General features: G+C 68.3%; 23 protein-coding genes and 1 tRNA gene. 8 read left to right on the top strand and 16 right to left on the bottom strand.

From position 1 onward, the window contains the following. The first annotated feature begins 44 nt into the window (after nucleotides 1-44). Both bcp and KCH48_RS37485 read left to right on the top strand, forming a co-directional pair. Nucleotides 45-512 carry a thioredoxin-dependent thiol peroxidase gene (gene bcp, locus KCH48_RS37490; RefSeq protein ID WP_210581789.1) on the top strand — a complete coding sequence of 156 codons (468 nt, stop codon included), beginning with the start codon at nucleotides 45-47 and terminating at the stop codon, nucleotides 510-512. A gap of 42 nt (nucleotides 513-554) precedes the next feature. Beyond that, nucleotides 555-641, top strand: a tRNA-Leu gene (locus KCH48_RS37485). Between the two features lie 4 nt (nucleotides 642-645). On the opposite strand, the gene rdgB is transcribed toward KCH48_RS37485, so the two are convergent. The 4 genes from rdgB to KCH48_RS37465 all read right to left on the bottom strand — a co-directional run bounded on the left by rdgB (nucleotide 646) and on the right by KCH48_RS37465 (nucleotide 2,876). After that, nucleotides 646-1,248, bottom strand: a complete 603-nt coding sequence (rdgB, locus tag KCH48_RS37480; protein WP_210581787.1) for an RdgB/HAM1 family non-canonical purine NTP pyrophosphatase — start codon at nucleotides 1,246-1,248, stop codon at nucleotides 646-648. A 33-nt stretch (nucleotides 1,249-1,281) separates the two neighbouring features. Further along, the gene (locus KCH48_RS37475) at nucleotides 1,282-1,683 is read right to left on the bottom strand and encodes a hypothetical protein (RefSeq protein WP_210581785.1); all 402 of its coding nucleotides are present in this window, start codon (nucleotides 1,681-1,683) and stop codon (nucleotides 1,282-1,284) included. Between the two features lie 145 nt (nucleotides 1,684-1,828). Next, nucleotides 1,829-2,566, bottom strand: a complete 738-nt coding sequence (gene rph / locus KCH48_RS37470) for a ribonuclease PH (RefSeq protein WP_210581783.1) — start codon at nucleotides 2,564-2,566, stop codon at nucleotides 1,829-1,831. 76 nt (nucleotides 2,567-2,642) lie between these two features. After that, nucleotides 2,643-2,876 (bottom strand): glucose PTS transporter subunit EIIB, encoded by a 234-nt coding sequence (locus tag KCH48_RS37465; protein ID WP_210581781.1) that lies wholly within the window; start codon nucleotides 2,874-2,876, stop codon nucleotides 2,643-2,645. 150 nt (nucleotides 2,877-3,026) lie between these two features. Between KCH48_RS37465 and KCH48_RS37460 the strand changes: the two genes are divergently transcribed. Both KCH48_RS37460 and KCH48_RS37455 read left to right on the top strand, forming a co-directional pair. Further along, nucleotides 3,027-4,322 carry a PTS transporter subunit EIIC gene (locus KCH48_RS37460; RefSeq protein ID WP_210581779.1) on the top strand — a complete coding sequence of 432 codons (1,296 nt, stop codon included), beginning with the start codon at nucleotides 3,027-3,029 and terminating at the stop codon, nucleotides 4,320-4,322. Between the two features lie 154 nt (nucleotides 4,323-4,476). After that, nucleotides 4,477-5,748, top strand: a complete 1,272-nt coding sequence (locus tag KCH48_RS37455) for a PTS transporter subunit EIIC (RefSeq protein ID WP_210581777.1) — start codon at nucleotides 4,477-4,479, stop codon at nucleotides 5,746-5,748. A 79-nt stretch (nucleotides 5,749-5,827) separates the two neighbouring features. On the opposite strand, the gene KCH48_RS37450 is transcribed toward KCH48_RS37455, so the two are convergent. Next, complete coding sequence (locus tag KCH48_RS37450) at nucleotides 5,828-6,580, bottom strand: MBL fold metallo-hydrolase (RefSeq protein WP_210581775.1); 753 nt, start codon at nucleotides 6,578-6,580, stop codon at nucleotides 5,828-5,830. A gap of 216 nt (nucleotides 6,581-6,796) precedes the next feature. On the opposite strand from KCH48_RS37450, the gene KCH48_RS37445 reads away from it, so the two are divergent. After that, complete coding sequence (locus KCH48_RS37445; RefSeq protein WP_210581773.1) at nucleotides 6,797-7,246, top strand: type II toxin-antitoxin system PemK/MazF family toxin; 450 nt, start codon at nucleotides 6,797-6,799, stop codon at nucleotides 7,244-7,246. Between the two features lie 108 nt (nucleotides 7,247-7,354). Here the strand turns inward: KCH48_RS37445 and KCH48_RS37440 are convergent, their stop codons facing one another. From KCH48_RS37440 to clpS, 7 genes are all read right to left on the bottom strand, one after another. Continuing rightward, nucleotides 7,355-8,305, bottom strand: a complete 951-nt coding sequence (locus KCH48_RS37440; RefSeq protein ID WP_210581771.1) for a PLP-dependent cysteine synthase family protein — start codon at nucleotides 8,303-8,305, stop codon at nucleotides 7,355-7,357. A gap of 6 nt (nucleotides 8,306-8,311) precedes the next feature. After that, nucleotides 8,312-8,590: a MoaD/ThiS family protein gene (locus tag KCH48_RS37435; RefSeq protein WP_210581769.1), complete on the bottom strand. Its 279-nt coding sequence runs from the start codon at nucleotides 8,588-8,590 to the stop codon at nucleotides 8,312-8,314. A gap of 120 nt (nucleotides 8,591-8,710) precedes the next feature. After that, nucleotides 8,711-8,806, bottom strand: coding sequence for a putative leader peptide (locus KCH48_RS43535; RefSeq protein WP_328363763.1), 96 nt, complete (start codon nucleotides 8,804-8,806; stop codon nucleotides 8,711-8,713). Between the two features lie 90 nt (nucleotides 8,807-8,896). After that, a complete protein-coding gene (locus KCH48_RS37430) occupies nucleotides 8,897-9,319 on the bottom strand; it encodes a Mov34/MPN/PAD-1 family protein (RefSeq protein ID WP_210581767.1) in 423 nt (140 codons plus the stop codon). A 161-nt stretch (nucleotides 9,320-9,480) separates the two neighbouring features. Then, nucleotides 9,481-10,908 carry an amino acid permease gene (locus KCH48_RS37425; protein ID WP_210581765.1) on the bottom strand — a complete coding sequence of 476 codons (1,428 nt, stop codon included), beginning with the start codon at nucleotides 10,906-10,908 and terminating at the stop codon, nucleotides 9,481-9,483. 329 nt (nucleotides 10,909-11,237) lie between these two features. Continuing rightward, nucleotides 11,238-11,840 (bottom strand): DUF2017 domain-containing protein, encoded by a 603-nt coding sequence (locus KCH48_RS37420; protein WP_210581763.1) that lies wholly within the window; start codon nucleotides 11,838-11,840, stop codon nucleotides 11,238-11,240. 70 nt (nucleotides 11,841-11,910) lie between these two features. Beyond that, nucleotides 11,911-12,228 carry an ATP-dependent Clp protease adapter ClpS gene (gene clpS, locus KCH48_RS37415; protein WP_210581761.1) on the bottom strand — a complete coding sequence of 106 codons (318 nt, stop codon included), beginning with the start codon at nucleotides 12,226-12,228 and terminating at the stop codon, nucleotides 11,911-11,913. A gap of 111 nt (nucleotides 12,229-12,339) precedes the next feature. On the opposite strand from clpS, the gene KCH48_RS37410 reads away from it, so the two are divergent. Next, nucleotides 12,340-13,686, top strand: coding sequence for a nicotinate phosphoribosyltransferase (locus KCH48_RS37410; protein ID WP_210581759.1), 1,347 nt, complete (start codon nucleotides 12,340-12,342; stop codon nucleotides 13,684-13,686). Nucleotides 13,687-13,815: 129 nt separating this feature from the next. Further along, nucleotides 13,816-14,400: a nicotinamidase gene (locus KCH48_RS37405; RefSeq protein WP_210581757.1), complete on the top strand. Its 585-nt coding sequence runs from the start codon at nucleotides 13,816-13,818 to the stop codon at nucleotides 14,398-14,400. A gap of 114 nt (nucleotides 14,401-14,514) precedes the next feature. Here KCH48_RS37405 and KCH48_RS37400 read toward each other — a convergent pair whose 3' ends face one another. Continuing rightward, nucleotides 14,515-14,850, bottom strand: coding sequence for a hypothetical protein (locus tag KCH48_RS37400; protein ID WP_210581755.1), 336 nt, complete (start codon nucleotides 14,848-14,850; stop codon nucleotides 14,515-14,517). A 121-nt stretch (nucleotides 14,851-14,971) separates the two neighbouring features. After that, entirely contained in the window at nucleotides 14,972-17,323 is a 2,352-nt protein-coding gene (locus tag KCH48_RS37395) for an immune inhibitor A domain-containing protein (protein WP_210581754.1), read from the bottom strand. A gap of 370 nt (nucleotides 17,324-17,693) precedes the next feature. Between KCH48_RS37395 and KCH48_RS37390 the strand changes: the two genes are divergently transcribed. Then, on the top strand, nucleotides 17,694-17,963 hold the full coding sequence (locus KCH48_RS37390; protein WP_246886481.1) for a hypothetical protein: 270 nt from the start codon (nucleotides 17,694-17,696) through the stop codon (nucleotides 17,961-17,963). Nucleotides 17,964-18,064: 101 nt separating this feature from the next. Here the strand turns inward: KCH48_RS37390 and KCH48_RS37385 are convergent, their stop codons facing one another. Continuing rightward, on the bottom strand, nucleotides 18,065-18,694 hold the full coding sequence (locus KCH48_RS37385; protein WP_210581752.1) for an RDD family protein: 630 nt from the start codon (nucleotides 18,692-18,694) through the stop codon (nucleotides 18,065-18,067). A gap of 89 nt (nucleotides 18,695-18,783) precedes the next feature. Then, nucleotides 18,784-19,648: RDD family protein (locus tag KCH48_RS37380; RefSeq protein WP_210581750.1), on the bottom strand; the 865-nt coding region annotated here is incomplete at its 5' end.

The raw sequence follows: 19,648 nt of genomic DNA, 5'->3' as shown, positions 1-19,648 counted from the left end.
CTTACGCCGACCGCACTGTCAGGACCCCCCGTTACTCTGGCGGAATGACTGAGCGACTGCAGCCCGGGGACACCGCCCCCGCCTTCACCCTCCCCGACGCCGACGGCACCGAGGTCTCCCTGTCCGACCACAAGGGCCGCAAGGTCATCGTCTACTTCTACCCGGCCGCCCTGACCCCCGGCTGCACGAAGCAGGCCTGCGACTTCACGGACAACCTGGACGCGCTGGCCGGCGCCGGCTACGACGTCATCGGCATCTCCCCCGACGCCCCCCAAAAGCTCGCCAAGTTCCGCGAGAAGGAAAACCTCAAGGTCACGCTGGTCGGAGACCCCGAGAAGACCGTCATCGAGGCGTACGGCGCCTACGGCGAGAAGAAGAACTACGGCAAGACCTACATGGGCGTCATCCGGTCGACAGTGATCGTGGACGAGGAGGGCAAGGTGGAGCGGGCGCTGTACAACGTCCGTGCGACCGGACACGTGGCCAAGATCATCAAGGATCTGGGGATCTGACCGTGCTGCCCGGCCAGTAGCATGACCGGGCAGCATCATCGGGCGGCCGTGGTGGAATTGGCAGTCACGCTGGGTTTAGGTCCCAGTGGGGTAACTCCCGTGAGGGTTCGAGTCCCTCCGGCCGCACCAGTATTCAGCCCAACAGCTCCCGAACCACCGGCACCAACCCCCGGAACGCCTTCCCCCGATGGCTGATCGCGTTCTTCTCCTCCGCGCTCAGCTCGGCGCACGTCCGCGTCTCCCCCTCCGGCTGGAGAATCGGGTCGTAGCCGAAGCCGTTCGTGCCGACCGGTGTGTGCCGGAGCACGCCCCGCAGCTGTCCCTCGACCACGCGCTCCGTCCCGTCCGGCAACGCGAGCGCCGCCGCGCAGGCGAAGTGAGCCCCCCGGTGTTCGTCGGGGATGTCGGAGAGCTGGGCGAGGAGGAGGTCCAGGTTGGCGCGGTCGTCGCCGTGGCGGCCGGACCAGCGGGCGGAGAAGATGCCGGGTGCGCCGTTCAGGACGTCGACGCAGAGGCCCGAGTCGTCGGCGACGGCGGGCAGGCCCGTTGCCTGGGCGAGGGCGTGGGCCTTCAGTAGGGCGTTTTCGGCGAAGGTGACGCCCGTTTCCTTGACGTCGGGGATGTCGGGGTAGGCGTCCGCGCCGACGAGGTCGTGGGGCAGGCCTGCGTCGGCGAGGATCGCCTTGAGTTCGGTGATTTTTCCGGCGTTGCGGGTGGCGAGGATCAGGCGGGTCATGGCGTCCAGTATCCCGGCCCGGTCGACCGTGTCTTACGGCGTGCAGACCTTCGTCAGTTCGCCGGCCGCGTCGGTGACCGGGCTGATGTCGGGGGTCTCGTCACCGTTCTTGACGGCGTCGCGGACGTTGGTGACGGCCTGCTGGAGGTCGTCCACCGCCTTGTTGACGTCGGCGTCGTCGGTCTTGTCGCCGATCTTGTCGAGGTTCTGGTCGATGGAGTTGAGGGACTCCTCGAGCTGGGTCGGGTCGTTGGCGGCGCTCTCCACGGCCTGCTGGAGGTCGGTGACGCTGTCGGCGATGGCGTCGGCGGTCTGGACGCAGTCCAGTGCCTTGTTGACGGCGTCGCAGCCGGTGGTGAGTCCGACTGTCAGCCCGACGGCCGCGACGGCGGCGACGATGGCTATGCGCGGACGACGGCTACGGCTCACGGCCATGGTTCGTTTCCTCCCTGGCGCAGGGCTCGGAAGGCCCCCCGTTACTTGGCCGGGCGCACAGTGGCAAACCGTGCGCCCGTACCCGTAGTGACGCGAGGCCGGGCTGTGGGGTTGCCCCCGGCTGCCTGCTGTCTTGGTGCGTCCTTTACTTTTCGAGGACGGTATCAAGTGCCTTGCTCTGGAGGACAGCGAGTTCCGTGCAGCCGGAAACGGCCAGGTCGAGCAGGGCGTTGAGCTCGTCGCGGGCGAAGGGTTCGGCTTCGGCGGTGCCCTGGACCTCGACGAAGCGGCCGTCGCCGGTGCAGACGACGTTCATGTCGGTCTCGGCCTTGACGTCCTCTTCGTAGCAGAGGTCGAGGAGTGGGATGCCGCCGACGATGCCGACGGAGACCGCCGAGACCGTGCCCGTGAGGGGCTGGCGGCCGGCCTTGATCAGCTTCTTGCCCTGGGCCCAGGAGACGGCGTCGGCCAGGGCCACGTAGGCGCCGGTGATCGCGGCCGTGCGTGTGCCGCCGTCCGCCTGGAGGACGTCGCAGTCGAGGACGATGGTGTTCTCGCCGAGTGCCTTGTAGTCGATGACGGCGCGCAGTGAGCGGCCGATGAGGCGGCTGATCTCGTGCGTACGGCCGCCGATCCTGCCCTTGACGGATTCGCGGTCGCCGCGGGTGTTGGTGGAGCGGGGCAGCATGGAGTATTCGGCGGTGACCCAGCCCTCGCCGCTGCCTTTGCGCCAGCGCGGGACTCCTTCGGTGACGGAGGCGGTGCAGAAGACCTTCGTGTCGCCGAAGGAGACGAGGACGGAGCCCTCGGCGTGCTTGCTCCAGCCACGTTCGATGGTGACGGGGCGGAGCTGTTCGGGGGTGCGGCCGTCGATTCGAGACATGGCGTCGAGCCTAGCCGTACATGCGGAAGGGGCTCCTCCCGCGTCGGGAAGAGCCCCTCTTCGGTGAGCGGTGGGCTCACATCATGTCTTCGATGTCCGCGGCGATCGGGTCCGCGTCGGTGCCGATGACGACCTGGATCGCCGTGCCCATCTTGACGACGCCGTGTGCGCCGGCCGCCTTGAGGGCTGCCTCGTCCACGAGGGAGGCGTCGTGGACCTCGGTGCGCAGGCGGGTGATGCAGCCCTCGACCTCTTCGATGTTGTCGATGCCGCCCAGCCCGGCAACGATCTTCTCAGCCTTGGTGGCCATGTTGTTTCTCCCTGATCCGAACCGCTTTGTCGCAGTAACCCACAGTTGGCCCATCTTTGCGAGCGGTCATGTCGTACGTGCCGAATGATGGCGACCACGACAGCGGAACCGTCCGTCAACTGGTCTACACCACCTTACCGAGGGGCGTCCATGAGTTCCGACAGCGCCGCCGCCGCCAGCCCTGTCCGCACCCGCTGGAACAACCTGTTCCAAGGCTTGCAGAAGATGGGCCGCAGTCTTCAGTTGCCCATCGCGGTCCTGCCGGCCGCGGGCATCCTCAACCGCCTTGGGCAGCCTGACGTGTTCGGCGAGGACGGGCTCGGCTGGGACAACGTCTCGAAGGTGATGGACGGCGCGGGCGGCGCGTTGCTCGACGGCTCACTCGGGCTGCCCTTGTTGTTCTGCGTCGGCGTGGCCATCGGCATGGCGAAGAAGGCGGACGGTTCGACGGCGTTGGCCGCGGTGGCGGGGTTCCTCGTCTACTACAACGTGCTGCGCGCGTTCCCGGAGGACTGCCCGGACGGGACGAAGGAGGTAACCAACATCGGCTGCAGCACGCCCGACGGGATGGTGAGCGCGTACGAGTACCAGAACCCGGGCGTCTTCGGCGGCATCGTCATCGGCCTGCTGGCAGCCTTCTTCTGGCAGCGCTACCACCGGACGAGGCTGGTGGACTGGCTCGGCTTCTTCAACGGGCGGCGTCTCGTCCCGATCATCATGGCGTTCGTGGCGATGGCGTTCGCGGTGCTGTGCCTGTGGGTCTGGCCGCCGATCGGTGAGGCGCTGGAGGACTTCAGCGACTGGATGAGCGACCTGGACGCGTGGGGCGCGGGTGTGTTCGGTGTCGCCAACCGGGCGCTGCTGGTGATCGGTCTGCATCAGTTCCTGAACGTGCCCATCTGGTTCCAGTTCGGCAGCTACACCACGCCGGACGGCGAGGTGGTGCACGGCGACATCAACATGTTCCTCGCGGGCGACCCGGACGCGGGCCAGTTCACCTCGGGCTTCTTCCCGATCATGATGTTCGCTCTGCCTGCGGCCGCCCTCGCCATCACGCACTGCGCGAAGCCGCACCGCCGCAAGGAGGTAGGCGGCCTGATGCTGTCGGTGGCGCTGACCTCCTTCGTCACCGGCATCACGGAACCGATCGAGTACTCGTTCCTCTTCATCGCGCCCCTGCTGTACGCGGTCCACGCCCTGCTGACCGGTGTCTCGATGGCGGTGACCTGGGGCCTCGGGGTCCACGACGGCTTCAGCTTCTCGGCCGGCCTGATCGACTACGTGATCAACTGGAACCTCGCGACGAAACCCTGGGCGATCATCCCGATCGGTTTGTGCTTCGCGGTCGTCTACTACGTCATCTTCCGCTTCGCGATCACGAAGTTCGATTTGAAGACTCCGGGGCGGGAAGCGGAGGAGGAGGTGGAGGACGTCACCAAGGTCTAGTGGGAATCGTGGGTTCCTTATGCGCCCTTCACCGTGCTACAACAGGTCTACACCACTGAGTGGTGTAGACCACGTGGTATTCCGCGTGGCATAGAGACGCCGCCGTCCCCCTTCCCATGCACCTGGGCGGCGCCATGCCCCAATGGAGGAACTTGTGACCACGGACAGCGCCGCTCCCGCGGCCGACAAGAAGAAGGGGAAGGGCGCCGGCGTGATGGCTGTCATGCAGCGCATCGGCCGCAGCCTGATGCTGCCGGTGGCGGTCCTGCCCGCAGCCGCTCTCCTGGTCCGCTTCGGCAACGCCGACATGCTCGGCGACCCGGAGTACCCGGCCTTCGTGACGAAGATCGCGGGCTTCATGAGCGCCGGCGGCAACGCCATCCTCGACAACATGGCTCTGCTCTTCGCGGTGGGCATCGCGATCGGCTTCGCGAAGAAGTCGGACGGCTCGACCGCGCTCGCGGCCGTCGTCGGCTACCTGGTCTTCAAGAACGTGCTGGGCACGTTCACCGACGGCAGCCTGCCGAAGAAGGAAGCCATAGTCGACGGCAAGATCGTCATGGTCGAGCAGGCTGTGGACGCCAAGGTCCTCGGCGGCGTGGTCATGGGCATCGTCGTCGCTCTCCTCTACCAGCGCTTCTACCGCACCAAGCTGCCCGACTGGGCGGGCTTCTTCGGCGGCCGCCGGCTGGTCCCGATCCTGTCGGCCTTCGCGGGCCTGATCATCGGCATCATCTTCGGCTACATCTGGCCCGTCCTCGGCACCGGTCTGCACAACTTCGGTGAGTGGCTGGTCGGTTCGGGCGCGGTCGGCGCCGGCATCTTCGGTGTCGCCAACCGGGCGCTGATCCCGATCGGCATGCACCACCTGCTGAACTCGTTCCCGTGGTTCCAGGCGGGTGAGTACGAAGGCAAGAGCGGTGACATCGCCCGCTTCCTGGCCGGTGACCCGAGTGCCGGACAGTTCATGACCGGCTTCTTCCCGATCATGATGTTCGCGCTGCCCGCCGCCTGTCTGGCGATCGTGCACTGTGCCCGTCCCGAGCGGCGCAAGGTCGTCGGCGGCATGATGTTCTCCCTCGCGCTGACGTCCTTCGTCACCGGCGTGACCGAGCCCATCGAGTTCACGTTCATGTTCATCGCACCGGTCCTGTACGCGATCCACGCGCTGCTCACCGGTGTCTCGATGGCCCTGACCTGGGCGCTCGGCATGAAGGACGGCTTCGGCTTCTCGGCCGGCGTGGTCGACTTCGGCCTGAACCTGGGCATCGCGACCAACCCGTGGGGCCTCGCCCTGGTGGGTCTGTGCTTCGCGGCGGTCTACTACGTCGTCTTCCGCTTCGCGATCACCAAGTTCAACCTGCCGACGCCGGGCCGCGAGTCCGACGAGGAACTGGCGGAACTGCAGAAGGCGGAGGCCAAGTAGGCCCCGCCGGCCGCCCATGAGAAGGCTCCCAGAGCATCGCGCTCCGGGAGCCTTCTCATGTACCGGGATGTATCGGGGCTCAGATCTCGTACGACATCCTCGGCGCCGCCAGTTCCACCGGGCCGTCGTACACCGCGCGGGCGTCGGCCAGGTTGATCTGGGGGTCGGTCCACGGGGGGATGTGGGTGAGGACGAGGCGGCGGGCGCCTGCCCGGGCCGCCGTCTCACCCGCCTCGCGGCCGTTGAGGTGCAGGTCTGGGATGTCTTCCTTGCCGTGCGTGAACGCGGCCTCGCACAGGAACAGGTCGGTGTCGCGGGCCAGTTCGTCGAGCGTCGGGGTGACGCCCGTGTCGCCGGAGTACGTCAGGGACTTCCCGCCGTGCTCGACGCGGATGCCGTACGCCTCCACCGGGTGGGCCACGCGTTCCGTGTGCACCGTGAACGGGCCGATCTCGAAGGTGGACGGCTTGACCGTGTGGAAGTCGAAGACCTCGCTCATCGAGGAGGCCGAGGGGGTGTCCGCGTAGGCGGTGGTCAGCCGGTGTTCCGTGCCCTCGGGTCCGTAGACGGGGAGCGGGTCGCAGCGGCCGCCGTCGTGGCGGTAGTAGCGCGCGACGAAGTACGCGCACATGTCGATGCAGTGGTCGGCGTGCAGATGACTGAGGAAGATCGCGTCAAGGTCGTAGAGACCGCAGTGGCGCTGCAGCTCGCCCAGGGCACCGTTGCCCAGGTCGAGAAGCAGCCGGAAGCCGTCGGCCTCGACGAGGTAGCTCGAGCAGGCCGATTCCGCGGACGGGAACGACCCCGAGCAGCCGACGACGGTGAGCTTCATGAAGCAGAAACCTCCGCTGGCGGGAATTGACAATTGGGTGCGTCGGGGGTCGTGCGGTCCGTCGAGCGTAAGGCGCAAAACCTCCGGTCGCTCCTCCGCCAAGGGCTGTTGTGGGCGAACTCACCTGTGGTGTCACCGGTTCGGCTCGAAGCGGGGGAGCGTGACGTGGGTGAGAAGGGCGCGCGGCGGTGTGCGCGCGCCGGTACCGTCTGTCGTATGGATACGTCCTGGTGGCTCGCGCTCGCGGCGGTGGTACTGCTCGCGCTGGTCGCCGCGCTCGTCGACGGCTGGGGGCGGCGCGGGCCGCGGGGGCGCCGGACGCGGCCGCCGGGGCGGCCGGGCGGGCGGGTGGTGGCGCGGCCGCAGCCTGCGGAGATCTGGTGGGCGAGCGTGCCGTTCGAGGACGGGCCGGGGGGTAAGGACCGGCCGTGTCTGGTGCTCTCGGTGCGGGGGCGGCGGGCGACCGTCGCGAAGATCACCAGCAAGTATCACGACGAGCGGGCCGGGGTGATTCCCTTGCCGCCAGGTGCCGTCGGCGATGCGCAGGGTCGGGCCAGCTTCTTGGAGACGGACGAGTTGCGTGACGTGCCGATGGGGGATTTTCGGCGGCGGGTTGGGGTGGTGGACCCGGTCCTTTGGGACCAGGTCCGTCACCTGGCTACGTAGCTCCGCTGGAGGGCTGGTTCTTTGGCTGCGGGTCGGTGGGGGCTGGTCGCGCCCACGCGGCGGTAGCCGCAAATCGATAACAGCCCCGCGCCCCTTTCGGGGCGCTCATCATGCCCAGAGTTGGCCTTGCAGCGTCTCGATCGCCGCTTCCGTCGTCGTCGCCGTGTAGACGCCCGTCGACAGGTACTTCCAGCCGCCGTCGGCCACGATGAACACGATGTCCGCGCTCTCGCCCGCCTTGACCGCCTTGTTGCCGACGCCGATCGCGGCGTGGAGGGCGGCGCCGGTGGAGACGCCGGCGAAGATGCCCTCCTGCTGGAGGAGTTCGCGGGTGCGGGTGACGGCGTCGGCGGAGCCGACGGAGAAGCGGGTGGTGAGGACGGAGGCGTCGTAGAGCTCGGGTACGAAGCCCTCGTCGAGGTTGCGCAGGCCGTAGACGAGGTCGTCGTAGCGCGGTTCGGCGGCGACGATCTTGATGTCCGGCTTGTTCTCGCGGAGGTAGCGGCCGACGCCCATCAGGGTGCCGGTGGTGCCGAGGCCTGCGACGAAGTGGGTGATGGAGGGGAGGTCCGTGAGGATCTCGGGCCCGGTCGTCGCGTAGTGCGCGCCCGCGTTGTCGGGGTTGCCGTACTGGTAGAGCATCACCCAGTCGGGGTGCTCGGCCGAGAGTTCCTTGGCGACGCGTACGGCGGTGTTGGAGCCGCCCGCGGCGGGGGACGAGATGATCTCGGCGCCCCACATGCCGAGCAGGTCCCGGCGTTCCTGCGAGGTGTTCTCCGGCATGACGCACACCATGCGGTAGCCCTTGAGCTTGGCGGCCATGGCGAGGGAGATGCCGGTGTTGCCGGAGGTGGGCTCGAGGATGGTGCAGCCCGGGGTGAGGCGGCCGTCCTTCTCCGCCTGCTCGATCATGTGCAGGGCGGGGCGGTCCTTGACGGAGCCGGTGGGGTTGCGGTCCTCCAGCTTGGCCCAGATGCGGACGTCGGCTGACGGCGACAGCCGCGGCAGGCGCACCAACGGGGTGTTGCCCACCGCGGCCAGCGGGGTGTCGTAGCGCATGAGGGATCAGACCATGCCGCCGGCCACGGCCGGCAGGATCGTGACGTTGTCGCCGTCGGTGAGCTTGGTGTTGATGCCGTCGAGGAAGCGGACGTCCTCGTCGTTGAGGTAGACGTTGACGAAGCGGCGCAGCTGGTCGCCGTCCACGATGCGCGCCTGGATGCCGTTGTGCCGGGACTCGAGGTCGGCGAACAGCGCGGCGAGGGTGTCTCCGCTGCCCTCCACCGCCTTCTGACCGTCGGTGTACTGGCGGAGGATGGTCGGGATGCGGACCTCGATGGCCATGGCTCAGGGCTCCTGTCGGGAGAAAGTCTGTCGTCGGACGCGCGGCAGCGCAGATACGGCAAGGTGTGGTGCGTGTGTGCGGCGCCGCGGCTCACGGCCGTACGGCGGCAGGGGTCGGCGTCAACAGATGGCGCTGGCGAGCCTGCACAGGTCGACGTGCAGCCGCGCCACGAGCAGCGTGCCCGGCGTCTTTTCGCTCACGTCGTGGAAAACCATGGGGTCATCGTATCGATTCCCGGTCCGCTTCCTGGAATGTGATCTCGCCTTTCGGACACATTTCATCCGCAGTACGAGATGAGTACGAGATCAGTACGCCTCCACCACTCTGACCTCCTCCTCCGTCACCTCGCCCTCGACGATCCGGAACGAGCGGAACTGGAACGGGCCGAGGTCGTCCGTGTCCGCCGTCGAGACGAGGACGTAGTGCGCGCCGGGCTCATTGGCGTACGAGATGTCCGTGCGGGAGGGGTGAGCCTCGGTCGCCGTGTGGGAGTGGTAGATGACCACCGGCTCCTCGTCGCGGTCGTCCATCTCGCGGTAGAGCTTGAGCAGGTCGCCGGAGTCGAACTCGTAGAACGTGGGCGACATGGCGGCGTTCAGCATGGGGATGAAGCGCTCGGGGCGGTCCGAGCCCGCCGGGCCCGCGATCACGCCGCACGCCTCGTCGGGATGGTCCTTGCGCGCGTGGGCGACGATCCGGTCGACGAGGTCCTGGGTGATGGTCAGCATGTTCAGCAGGATAAGCAGAAGGCCGCCCCGTACCGAGGGTTGGTACGGGGCGGCTCACATTCCGGACTCCCGAGCGGCAACGCCCTTAAAGGGGCGCGGGGAACTGCGCGACCAGCCACAACGGACCCGCAGCCGGCCGACAGCCTCAACCCGCCGAGTTCTCAGCCGATCTTCTCCAGCTCCGGCTCCGGCTCACCGCGCCGCGTGACCTCCGGGTTCCGCGACTTCAGTACGGCCCAGCCGATACCCAGCGCGGCGGCCCAGCCGGCCATCACGTACAGGCAGACGCGGGAGTCGGCGTCGTACGCGATCAGGCCGGTGACGAAGAGCAGGAACGCGATGGCCACGTAGGAGAACACCGCGCCGCCCGGGGCCGGGAAGGAGGAGGCGGGCAGACGGCCCGCGACCACCGCGCGGCGGTACAGGACGTGGCTGATCAGGATCATCAGCCAGGTCCAGATGCCGGCCGCGGTCGCCACCGAGGTGACGTAGCCGAAGGCCTTCTCCGGGACGACGTAGTTGAGGATCACGCCGATGCCCATGAAGAGCACGGAGATGAGGATGCCGAAGGCGGGGGTCTTGGTCGACGACAGCTTGCTGAAGACCTTGGGTGCCTCACCGCTGTCGGCGAGGTTCCGCAGCATCCGGCCCGTGGAGTACATGCCGGAGTTGCAGGACGACAGGGCGGCGGTCAGGACGACGAAGTTGACGATGCCGGCGGCGGCCGGGATGCCGATCACCGCGAAGGCCTTCACGAAGGGGCTGACGCCCTCCGCGAACTCGGTCCACTTCACCACGCACAGGATGACGGTGAGCGCGCCGACGTAGAACAGCGCGATCCGCCAGGGCAGGGTGTTGATCGCCTTGGGGAGGGTCTTCTCCGGGTTCTCGGACTCGCCGGCCGTGACACCGACCAGCTCGACGGCGAGGTAGGCGAACATGACGCCCTGCAGGGTCATCAGGGACGAGCCGACGCCCTTGGGGAAGAAGCCGTCGAAGGCCCAGAGGTTGGAGACCGCGGCGGTGTCGCCGGCGGCGCTGAAACCGAAGGTGAGCACGCCGAGACCGATCACGATCATGCCGATCAGCGCGGTCACCTTGACCATCGAGAACCAGAACTCGATCTCACCGAACAGCTTGACCGAGATCAGGTTGGCCGCGAACAGGACGATCAGGAAGACCAGCGCCGTGACCCATTGCGGGATCGACGGGAACCAGTAGTTCACGTAGATCGCGGCGGCCGTCAGCTCGGCCATGCCGGTGACGACCCACATCAGCCAGTACGTCCAGCCGGTGAAGTAGCCGAAGAACGGGCCGAGGAATTCGCGGGAGTACTCCGCGAAGGAGCCCGAGACCGGGCGGTAGAGCAGGAGCTCGCCGAGCGCCCGCATGATGAAGAAGATGATGACGCCGGCGAGGGCGTACATGAGGATGAGGCTGGGGCCGGCCTTGGCGATGTTCGCCCCGGCTCCCAGGAACAGGCCGACGCCGATGGCGCCGCCGATCGCGATCATCTGGACCTGGCGACTGCCGAGCCCGCGCTCGTACCCCTCCTCAGGGGTCTCCGTGCTGACCTGGGCGGAGGTCATGTGTGGTGCGCCTTTCTCCATGCCGACCCGGGCCTTCGTCGGCCTCGGATCGGGTCTCGATCCCCCCGGACTGCTGGAGCGTTGTGCCTGACCGGCGGTCTGCCGGTCGGTGGCGCACCCGGCGGAACAATGGATGGCGTTCACCGGGCGGTCGTGAAGATTTATCACGGCCGCCTTGCTGATCACCTGTGCGGGATGTGGCGCACAGCACAAAGAGAAGCGGACAAAGGGCACTCAGGAGGTGCATACATCGCCGCTACGGTGACGGGATCGTTATTCGGATTTGAGCGTCCGCTGAGCGAACACAACACCGCCACATTCCGTCACATTCAGGTCATGAGTGTGGAGACAAGCGTCTCCTGGAGCCCACCCAGCCACAGATACGCCATCACCATCGGCTTGCGCGGATCCTCGTCCGGCAGCCGGTAGAGGAGGTCAGTGTCCTCTTCGTCCGTGATGTCGAGTCGGGAGCCGATCGCCAGGCGCAGGTCGTTGAGTGCGCCGAGCCACTGCCGGGACTCCGCGTCCGACAGCTTGAGGACCGCCCCGCCCTCGTCGACCGGGCGCAGCGCGTCCAGGGAGCGGATCACCGCGAGGGCGTTCTCACGCTTGCCGGCGCGCAGGTCGTTCTCGGTGTAGCGGCGGAACTCGGCGGAGTACGCCTTCTGCTCCGCGGCCTCCTCGGTCTGCGGCGTGCCCTCCGGGTCGCTGTAGGCGTCCGGGAAGAGCCGCTTGAGGACCGGGTCGGCGGGCGGTTCGCTCGGACCCTCGGCGAACAGTTCGGCCAGCGGGTCCTCGGTACTGTCCTCGCCGGGACCGGGGCCGATGAGCTCCAGGAGCTGGACGGCCAGCGACCGGATGATGGAGATCTCGACGTCGTCGAGTGCGACGGCCGCGCCGCCGCCGGGGAGCGGTTCGAATTGACCTGGCATGAAGTGAGTTCGCTACTTCCGGTCCTGCGAGCGGGTTCGGTTCACGTCCGGTCCTGCCTGTGGGTTCGGGTCATTTCCGGTCGTGCTGGAGGGTGGCCCACAGACCGTAGCCGTGCATGGCCTGCACGTCGCGTTCCATCTCCTCGCGGGTCCCGCTGGAGACGACCGCCCGGCCCTTGTGGTGGACGTCGAGCATGAGCTTGGTGGCCTTGTCCTTCGAGTAGCCGAAGTACGTCTGGAAGACATACGTCACGTAGCTCATGAGGTTGACCGGGTCGTTGTGCACGATCGTGACCCAGGGGACGTCCGGCTCGGGTACGGCGAAGACCTCCTCCGCCGACTCGGGGCGTTCGATCTCTACGGGCGCGGGTGACGTCACATGGCCCATGCTGCCACCGGAGGGGGGTGGTCGCACAAATGCGCCCTGCGATCGACCCCGATCGATCCCGGTCGACTGCAAATCGTCAAACTGACGAGATGGGGGGTATCATCCTCAGTCATGGACACAGCGGACCTTGGGCTGCCGGTGGATGTTCCCTCGACGGCGCTCTTCACGGACCAGTACGAACTGACGATGCTGCAGGCCGCACTGAGGGCGGGCACCGCCGAGCGGCGGAGCGTGTTCGAGGTCTTCACCCGGCGGCTGCCCGAGGGGCGGCGCTACGGCGTCGTCGCGGGCACCGGACGGGTGCTGGACGCCGTGGAGAACTTCCGTTTCGACGCGGACGTCCTCGGCTTCCTGCGCGAGCACGGGATCGTCGACGAGGAGACCCTCACGTGGCTCGCGGGCTACCGCTTCAGCGGTGACATCTGGGGCTACCCCGAGGGCGAGGTGTATTTCCCGGGCTCGCCGATCATGCGGGTCGAGGGCTCCTTCGCCGAGTGCGTGCTGCTGGAGACCGTGATCCTGTCGATCCTCAACCACGACTCCGCGGTGGCCGCGGCGGCGTCCCGGATGTCGGCGGCGGCCGGAGACCGGCCCCTGATCGAGATGGGCGCCCGGCGCACCCACGAGCTGTCGGCCGTCGCCGCCGCCCGCGCCGCGTACGTCGGCGGCTTCACGACCACCTCCGACCTGGCCGCCGGTTTCCGCTACGGCATCCCGACCGTCGGCACCTCCGCCCACGCCTTCACCCTGCTCCACGACCGCGAGCGGGACGCCTTCCAGGCCCAGGTGAACTCGCTGGGCCGGAACACGACGCTGCTGGTGGACACGTACGACGTCACCGAAGCCGTCCGTACGGCGGTGGAGGTCGCCGGGCCCGAGCTGGGTGCCGTGCGGATCGACTCGGGGGACCTGCTGCTGGTCGCGCACCGGGTGCGGCAGCAGCTGGACGAGCTGGGCGCGCGGGACACGAAGATCATCGTCACCTCGGACCTGGACGAGTACGCGATCGCCTCGCTGGCGGCGGCGCCGGTGGACGCGTACGGCGTCGGCACCCAGCTGGTGACGGGATCCGGCCATCCCACGTGCTCGATGGTCTACAAACTGGTCGCCCGTGCCGAGTCAGCCGACCCGAAGGAACCCCTGGTACCGGTCGCGAAGAAGTCCAGCGGCGGCAAAACGTCCGTCGGCGGCCGCAAGTGGGCCGCTCGACGGCTGGACGAGGACGGGGTCGCCGAGGCCGAGGTCGTCGGCACCGGACCGGTCCCCGGCGAGCTGGCCGGCCGGCAGCTGCTCGTGGAGCTGGTCAAGGGCGGTGACGTGGTCGCACGTGAATCGCTGGACGTCCCGCGCGACCGGCACATGGCCGCCCGCGCGAATCTGCCGCTGTCCGCTACACAGCTGTCCCGGGGGGAACCCGTGATTCCGACCGAGTACGTGCACGGGCGCTCGGGTAGCTAGAGGTGGCGCTCGGGCGCAAGCCCTGAAATGCCCCCTCCCCTAGGGCCCTCCCAGTCTCTAGGCTCGTAACTTCACACCGGCGGGCCCGCACCTGATCCACCCCGACCCCATAGTCGAAGGACACCCACCATGCGCCGCGCCTTGATCGTCGTAGACGTGCAGAACGATTTCTGCGAGGGGGGCAGCCTCGCGGTGGCCGGGGGTGCCGATGTGGCCGCCGCCATCACCGAGCTGATCGGGCAGGCGCCCGCCGGCTACCGGCATGTGGTGGCCACGCGCGACCACCACATCGCGCCTGGCGGACACTTCGCCAGCAACCCCGACTACGTCCACTCCTGGCCGGCGCACTGTGTCGCCGGCACGGAGGGTGTGGGCTTCCACCCGAACTTCGCGCCCGCCGTCGCCTCCGGCGCCGTCGACGCCGTGTTCGACAAGGGCGCGTACTCGGCGGCGTACAGCGGCTTCGAGGGCGCCGACGAGAACGGGGTGCCGCTGGCGGACTGGCTGCGCGCCCGCGAGGTGACCGAGGTGGACGTGGTGGGCATCGCGACCGACCACTGCGTGCGCGCCACCGCGCTGGATGCGGCGCGGGAGGGGTTCCGTACGCAGGTGCTGCTCGACCTGACCGCGGGGGTCGCCGAGGAGACCACGGAGCGGGCGCTGGAGGAGCTGCGGGAGGCGGGCGTCGAACTGTCGGGCAAGCCCGTCGTATAGCGCCCCGAAGGGGCGCGGGGCTGTGTCAATATGCGGCTCCGCCGCGTGGGCGCGACCAGCCACGACGGCGCCGCGGCGGACCGACGGCACATCGCGGCAATTTCAGCGGAGCGCTTACGCCGGTGCTGCCGGACGCCGCCTCAGTGCCCTGATCGGGTGCCACAGCTCCTGGGACAGGACCGGTACGCCGTCGTCCGGGGCCGTGCGCCATATCAGGCCGTCGGGGTGGTGGAGGACCGCGGTGATCTCGTCCGGGGTCGGCGGGGCCGCGTTGCCGCGGAGGTAGACCGCGCGCATGCCCAGGTTGCGGAGCCTGGTCAGGGCCCGTGCCCGGTTCTGGGCGTGTACCAGGACGCGTACACAGCCCGTGCCGTCGACGGTGGGGCTGGGCAGGTTCAACGCCACCACCACGCTGCCGGACGGCAGTCTGCAGAAACCTCCTACGGCCATTCAGTCACTTCCCCGTTCCCAGCGGTGTCAATAAGAGAATCACAGGACGCACCTAAACACGATCGGCGGCAACCCGCCAGGGGCTGCCGCCGAATCATGCTCTGACCTGCGAAAACGTTGACTACTTCACCGCGGGGCCGACTTCGAGCGAGATCGTCGAGCCGTCCTTGGCCTCCTTGACGATCTTGATCTTCGTGTTGGTGTCAGTGATCTTGACGCCCGCGAGCGGGGTGCTCTCGTCGTAGTAGGTGCTGGTGTGGTCGTTGAAGACCGGCACCCCCTTCTTCGACGGGATCTTGGTCTGCACGCCCGCGTTGTGCAGTGTCAGACCGTCCGTGCGGTAGAGGCTGAACGGCGAGTCGTACGACTGGATGCGGCTGCGCATCAGCGTGCCGTCGGACCACTTCATCGCCGTCGGGTGGGCGTCGACCGGCAGGAGCAGCCCGGTGCCCTTGTGCTGGCTGGTGTTGTTGTCCGCCTGGGAGGTGTCCCACTTCCAGATCAGCAGGCCGTTCTGGTACGGGAAGTGCTCCACCCAGGACGGACGGGTCGTCGAGAAGCCGAAGTTGTACGGGCCGACCTTGAGGGTCTTGTCGTACGACACGTACTGGCGGTTCTCGGCGATGTAGTACTGCGCGTACTTCTTGGTGAACGAGGCGCCGATGCGGGAGAAGCCGGTCGCGGTCCACGCGGCGTCCGCCGTCTCGGCGTTGTCCGAGAAGAGCGGGCTGCCGTCGGCGGTCAGGGTGATCGCGTCGGCCGCGAAGCCCTTCAGCGCCACGCCGCCGTCGGAGTAGTAGCGGAAGCGGAGTTGGATGTTCTGGCCCGCGTACGCGTCGAGGGAGTACGACAGCTTCTTGTAGCCGTCGACCGAGCCGGTGAGGGCGGGGTTGCCGCTGCCGTCGCGCGGGATGGCCTGACCGTCCACCGTGCCGTCCACGGGGGTCCACTTGGCGCCGCCGTCGGTGGAGACCTCGGTGTAGAGGTAGTCGAAGTCCTTCTCGATGTCGTAGAAGCCGTCGAGGGTCAGCGTCGCCGAGGACTTGCCCGTCAGATCGACGGAGCGGGTCAGGGTGTTGCGGAGGTCGTTGCCGCTGCCGCTCCACCACTGGCTCGCGCCCTCGGCGGGGGCGACGATCTCGGTGGTGACCGCCTTTTCGGGGAGCGTGACCACGAGGGCCTGCTTGTTCCTGGTGTTGTACTCGGCGACGCCCAGCTTGTGCTTCGACTTGGTCGCGGCCTTCGCCTTGTCGTAGTCCAGCCAGCCGAGTTGGAGCTTGTCCCAGGCGGTCATGTCGCCGGGCAGGTCACCGATGGTGTCCTTGCCGGTGCCGAGCCAGGAGCCGGAGGACATCAGGGTCCAGAAGCCGGTGGAGTTCTCGCCGCCGCCGGAGGTGTCGTAGTGGTCCGGCAGACCGAGGTCGTGGCCGTACTCGTGGGCGAAGACGCCGAGTCCGCCGTTCTCCGGCTGGATGGTGTAGTCGCCGACCCAGATGCCGGTGCTGCCGATCTGGGTGCCGCCGAGCTTGTTGTTGTCCGGGCCGGTGGAGCCGGCGTCGGTGCCGAAGGCGTACCAGCGGTGCGCCCAGATCGCGTCCTCGCCCTGTGCGCCGCCGCCCGCGGACTCGTCCTCACCGGCGTGCACGATCTGGAAGTGGTCGATGTAGCCGTCGGACTCGTTGAAGTCGCCGTCGCCGTCGAAGTCGTAGCGGTCCCACTGGTCGTACTCGGCGAGCTTGGCCTTGATCTCGGCGTCGGTCTTGCCGGCCGCCTTCTGCCCCGCGGCCCACGCGGTCACGCCGTCCTGCACCGCGAACCAGGCGCAGTTGTCGGGGTCGCACTTGTTGGAGCCGTAACGGGCCTCGTTGTAGGGGACCTTGACCCAGTCGGCGACCTCGCCCTCGATGGAGTAGCGGCCCGAGGACTGCTTCTCGTAGTAGGTCTTCATCGAGGCGGTGCCCTCGCCGAAGTACAGGTCCTGGAAGTGCTCCTGGTTGTAATCCGCCTGCCAGGCCGTGCTGTTGTCCTCAGCACGGTCCGGCTCGGCTATCTGGTTGTGCAGCGGGCCGGGCGTGCCGCCGTAGCGGGGGTCCGTCTGGTCGCCGAACTCGACCAGGATCGTGAAGATCTTGTCGGTCTTCTCGCGGCCCAGCTCTACGTACTTGCTGTCGCCCTTCTTGCTCTTCAGCTGGACGACCTTGGAGCCGTCGCGCTCCTTGACCTGGGCGTCGCCGGACAGGACCTGCTTGAGGGCCTCCTGGCGCTGCGCCTCCTGGGTCTTGGTGAACGGGCCGTCGAGGTCGTGCTCGTGCTCTTCGTGGTGCTGCTCCGTGAGCGGGTCGTGCCGGTTCACGGCGGCCGGCTCCGCGGCGGTGTCGGCCTGCGCCACGGTGAACGCCGAGATCGTGGCGGTGGCCGCGGCGAGCGCGACGGTCGTGGCCGCGGCTCTGAACGTCCAGGGTCTTCTGGTCACTTGAGATCCTCCCCCGCGTCCGGGCACACGGAAGGGGCTCCTGGGGTCATGGAAGGTCCGCGTGCGCGTGAGAGACGCGTGTAATCAAGTGACGACATTTGACTAGAGGTTGAACTGAAAAGACAGACCTTGACTTGAGCAAGTCAAGTGCATTACTGGGGCCTTACTAGCGGGCGCGTGGGTCCGTCCACTTGCTGGACGGTGTGACTCGATGCGCCCCCCATGCACCGATACTGTTGGTTAGGTCACGCTTACCGTTCGTTCCACTCGGGCATCCCTGCGATTAGAGTCGCTTGGCGGCTCGCCCGGAAACCGACGTAATGCCAGGCCGGCGCCCCTTCTCACCCCCATTTCCGAGGACACGATTGCCATGCCTCGTCCGACTGCGCCCCGACCGACCGCCGCACAGCTCGCCTACGGTTCATGCACCGTGATCTTCTCGACCCTCGCCATGCTGCTGCTGTCACAGACGAGTTCGGGTGTGGGGATCGCGGTCATCGCCGTCGCGGCGCTCGCTCTCGGGCTCCTGGTCGCCATGACGGTTCCCCTGCCGAAGCCGAGCGCGACCGCCGCGCCATCGGCCAAGGCCCCCACCACCACGCCGGAGCGCGTACCGGTGAACTCCGGCAAGGCTGCCTGAACCTCGCAGCCTGATCTCGTACGCCTGATCTCGTACGTACGACCGGCGGGCCCGTGATCGCGGGCCCGCCGGTCGTTCGTCGTGCCGTCAGGTGGTGACCGTCAGGTGGTGACCACGACCGTCTTGGCCGCCTTGTCGTGCAGGCCCTGCTTGTACGGCTTGTCGAAGTAGCTCACGCCGCCCGAGATCGCGGTCCAGATGCAGGCGCAGCAGAAGGCGAACGGGATCCACAGCACCAACGACCGCACCAGCATCGTCTGCACCGAGGGCGTGGAGCCGTTGTCGAGGTTGGCCACGCGCATCTTCAGCCACTTCTTGCCCAGGGTCTGCCCGGTCTTGGCCATCATGAAGGTGTCGTAGGCGATGTAGAGCACGGCGGCGACCGCGGACTGCGCGAACGACTTGCCGTACTCCACCTCGTCGGAGTTGACGTCGTACTCGCTGACACCGAAGCCCCAGGTGAGCAGCCAGACGACGACCCCGACGAGGATCAGGTCGATGATGCGGGCGAGCGTGCGTCTGCCGCTGTCGGCGAGCGGGGGCATACCGGCGAGCGGATCACTCGGGTACGAGCCGCCGCCGTAGGGGTCACCGCCGTAGGGCGGGGGCTGGGCGCCGCCGGGCGGAGCGTTGTACGGCGAGCCCGATCCCTGTTCTGGCGGGGGCTGCTTCCTGAACGGGTCGTCTTCCGGCGGCTGCTGGCCGGAGCCGGGGGGCGGTTCGCTGCTCATGGCCCGAGTCGACCGCGAACTTTCCGGCTCCGCATCCGGCGAGCGGCCGTCCGGAGTACGAAATCAACTGGTCCTTCTGGAGTACACCGTCACCCGGCGACGAACGTATGCGCCACCTTGTCGTGCCAGCACTGGCGCCAGGGCCGGTCGAACAGGCCCCAGATGACGCCCACCACGCCGATGACGAGCAGCCCGGGCACGCTGTAGACGAGCCAGCGGCGCACGGCCGCGCCGAATGACGGGGGCTCGTGGCCCTCGATGTCCCGCACGTCCAGACCGAGCAGCTTCTTGCCGAGGGTGCGGCCCCATTTGTGGGTGGGCAGCGCCTCGTAGGCGATACCGAAGAGCAGCAGGACGGCCAGCACGATGCCGAGATACACCGATGTCGTGCCGTCGAGCAGCCAGACGGTGACGGTCTCGCCGGAGAGCTTGGCCGCGTCGATCTTCTCGTTGACGTGGTCCATCGCCTTGGTGCCGAGAGGGACGGCGGCGACGGAGGTGACGGCGGCGAGCACGAGGGTGTCGACGAGCCGCGCGGCGAGCCGCTTGCCGAGCCCGGCCGGACGGGCCGACGCCTGGCGCCTGGCGGCCGCCTGGAAGATGTCCTCCACCGGCGGCTTCCAGGGCGCCACGGGCTGCTCCTCGCCGGGTACTCCGGCGAGCCGGTGCACCTGCTGCGCCCAGGAGGGCTGCCCGCCGCCGGAGCCGCTCGTCACGGGCGTGCCGGACTGGGGGGCGCCGGACTGCTGGGGGACGGCGGGGGACGGCTGCTGGGGGGCGGCGGGGGACGGCGGCGGGGGGGCGGCGGGGGGCGGCGGGGGGGGGGGGGCGGGGGGGGGGGGGGCGGGGGGGGGGGGGGGGGGGGGGGGGGGGGGGGCGGCGGGGGGGGGGGGGGGGCGGGAGGGGGCTGCGGGGGGACGGGCGGGGGGGGCGTGGCCGCGGCGGGTGTGGCGG

This window comes from Streptomyces sp. GESEQ-4 (assembly GCF_017948455.1).
GTDB lineage: Bacteria > Actinomycetota > Actinomycetes > Streptomycetales > Streptomycetaceae > Streptomyces.
This window is presented reverse-complemented; position numbering and strand designations above follow the sequence as displayed.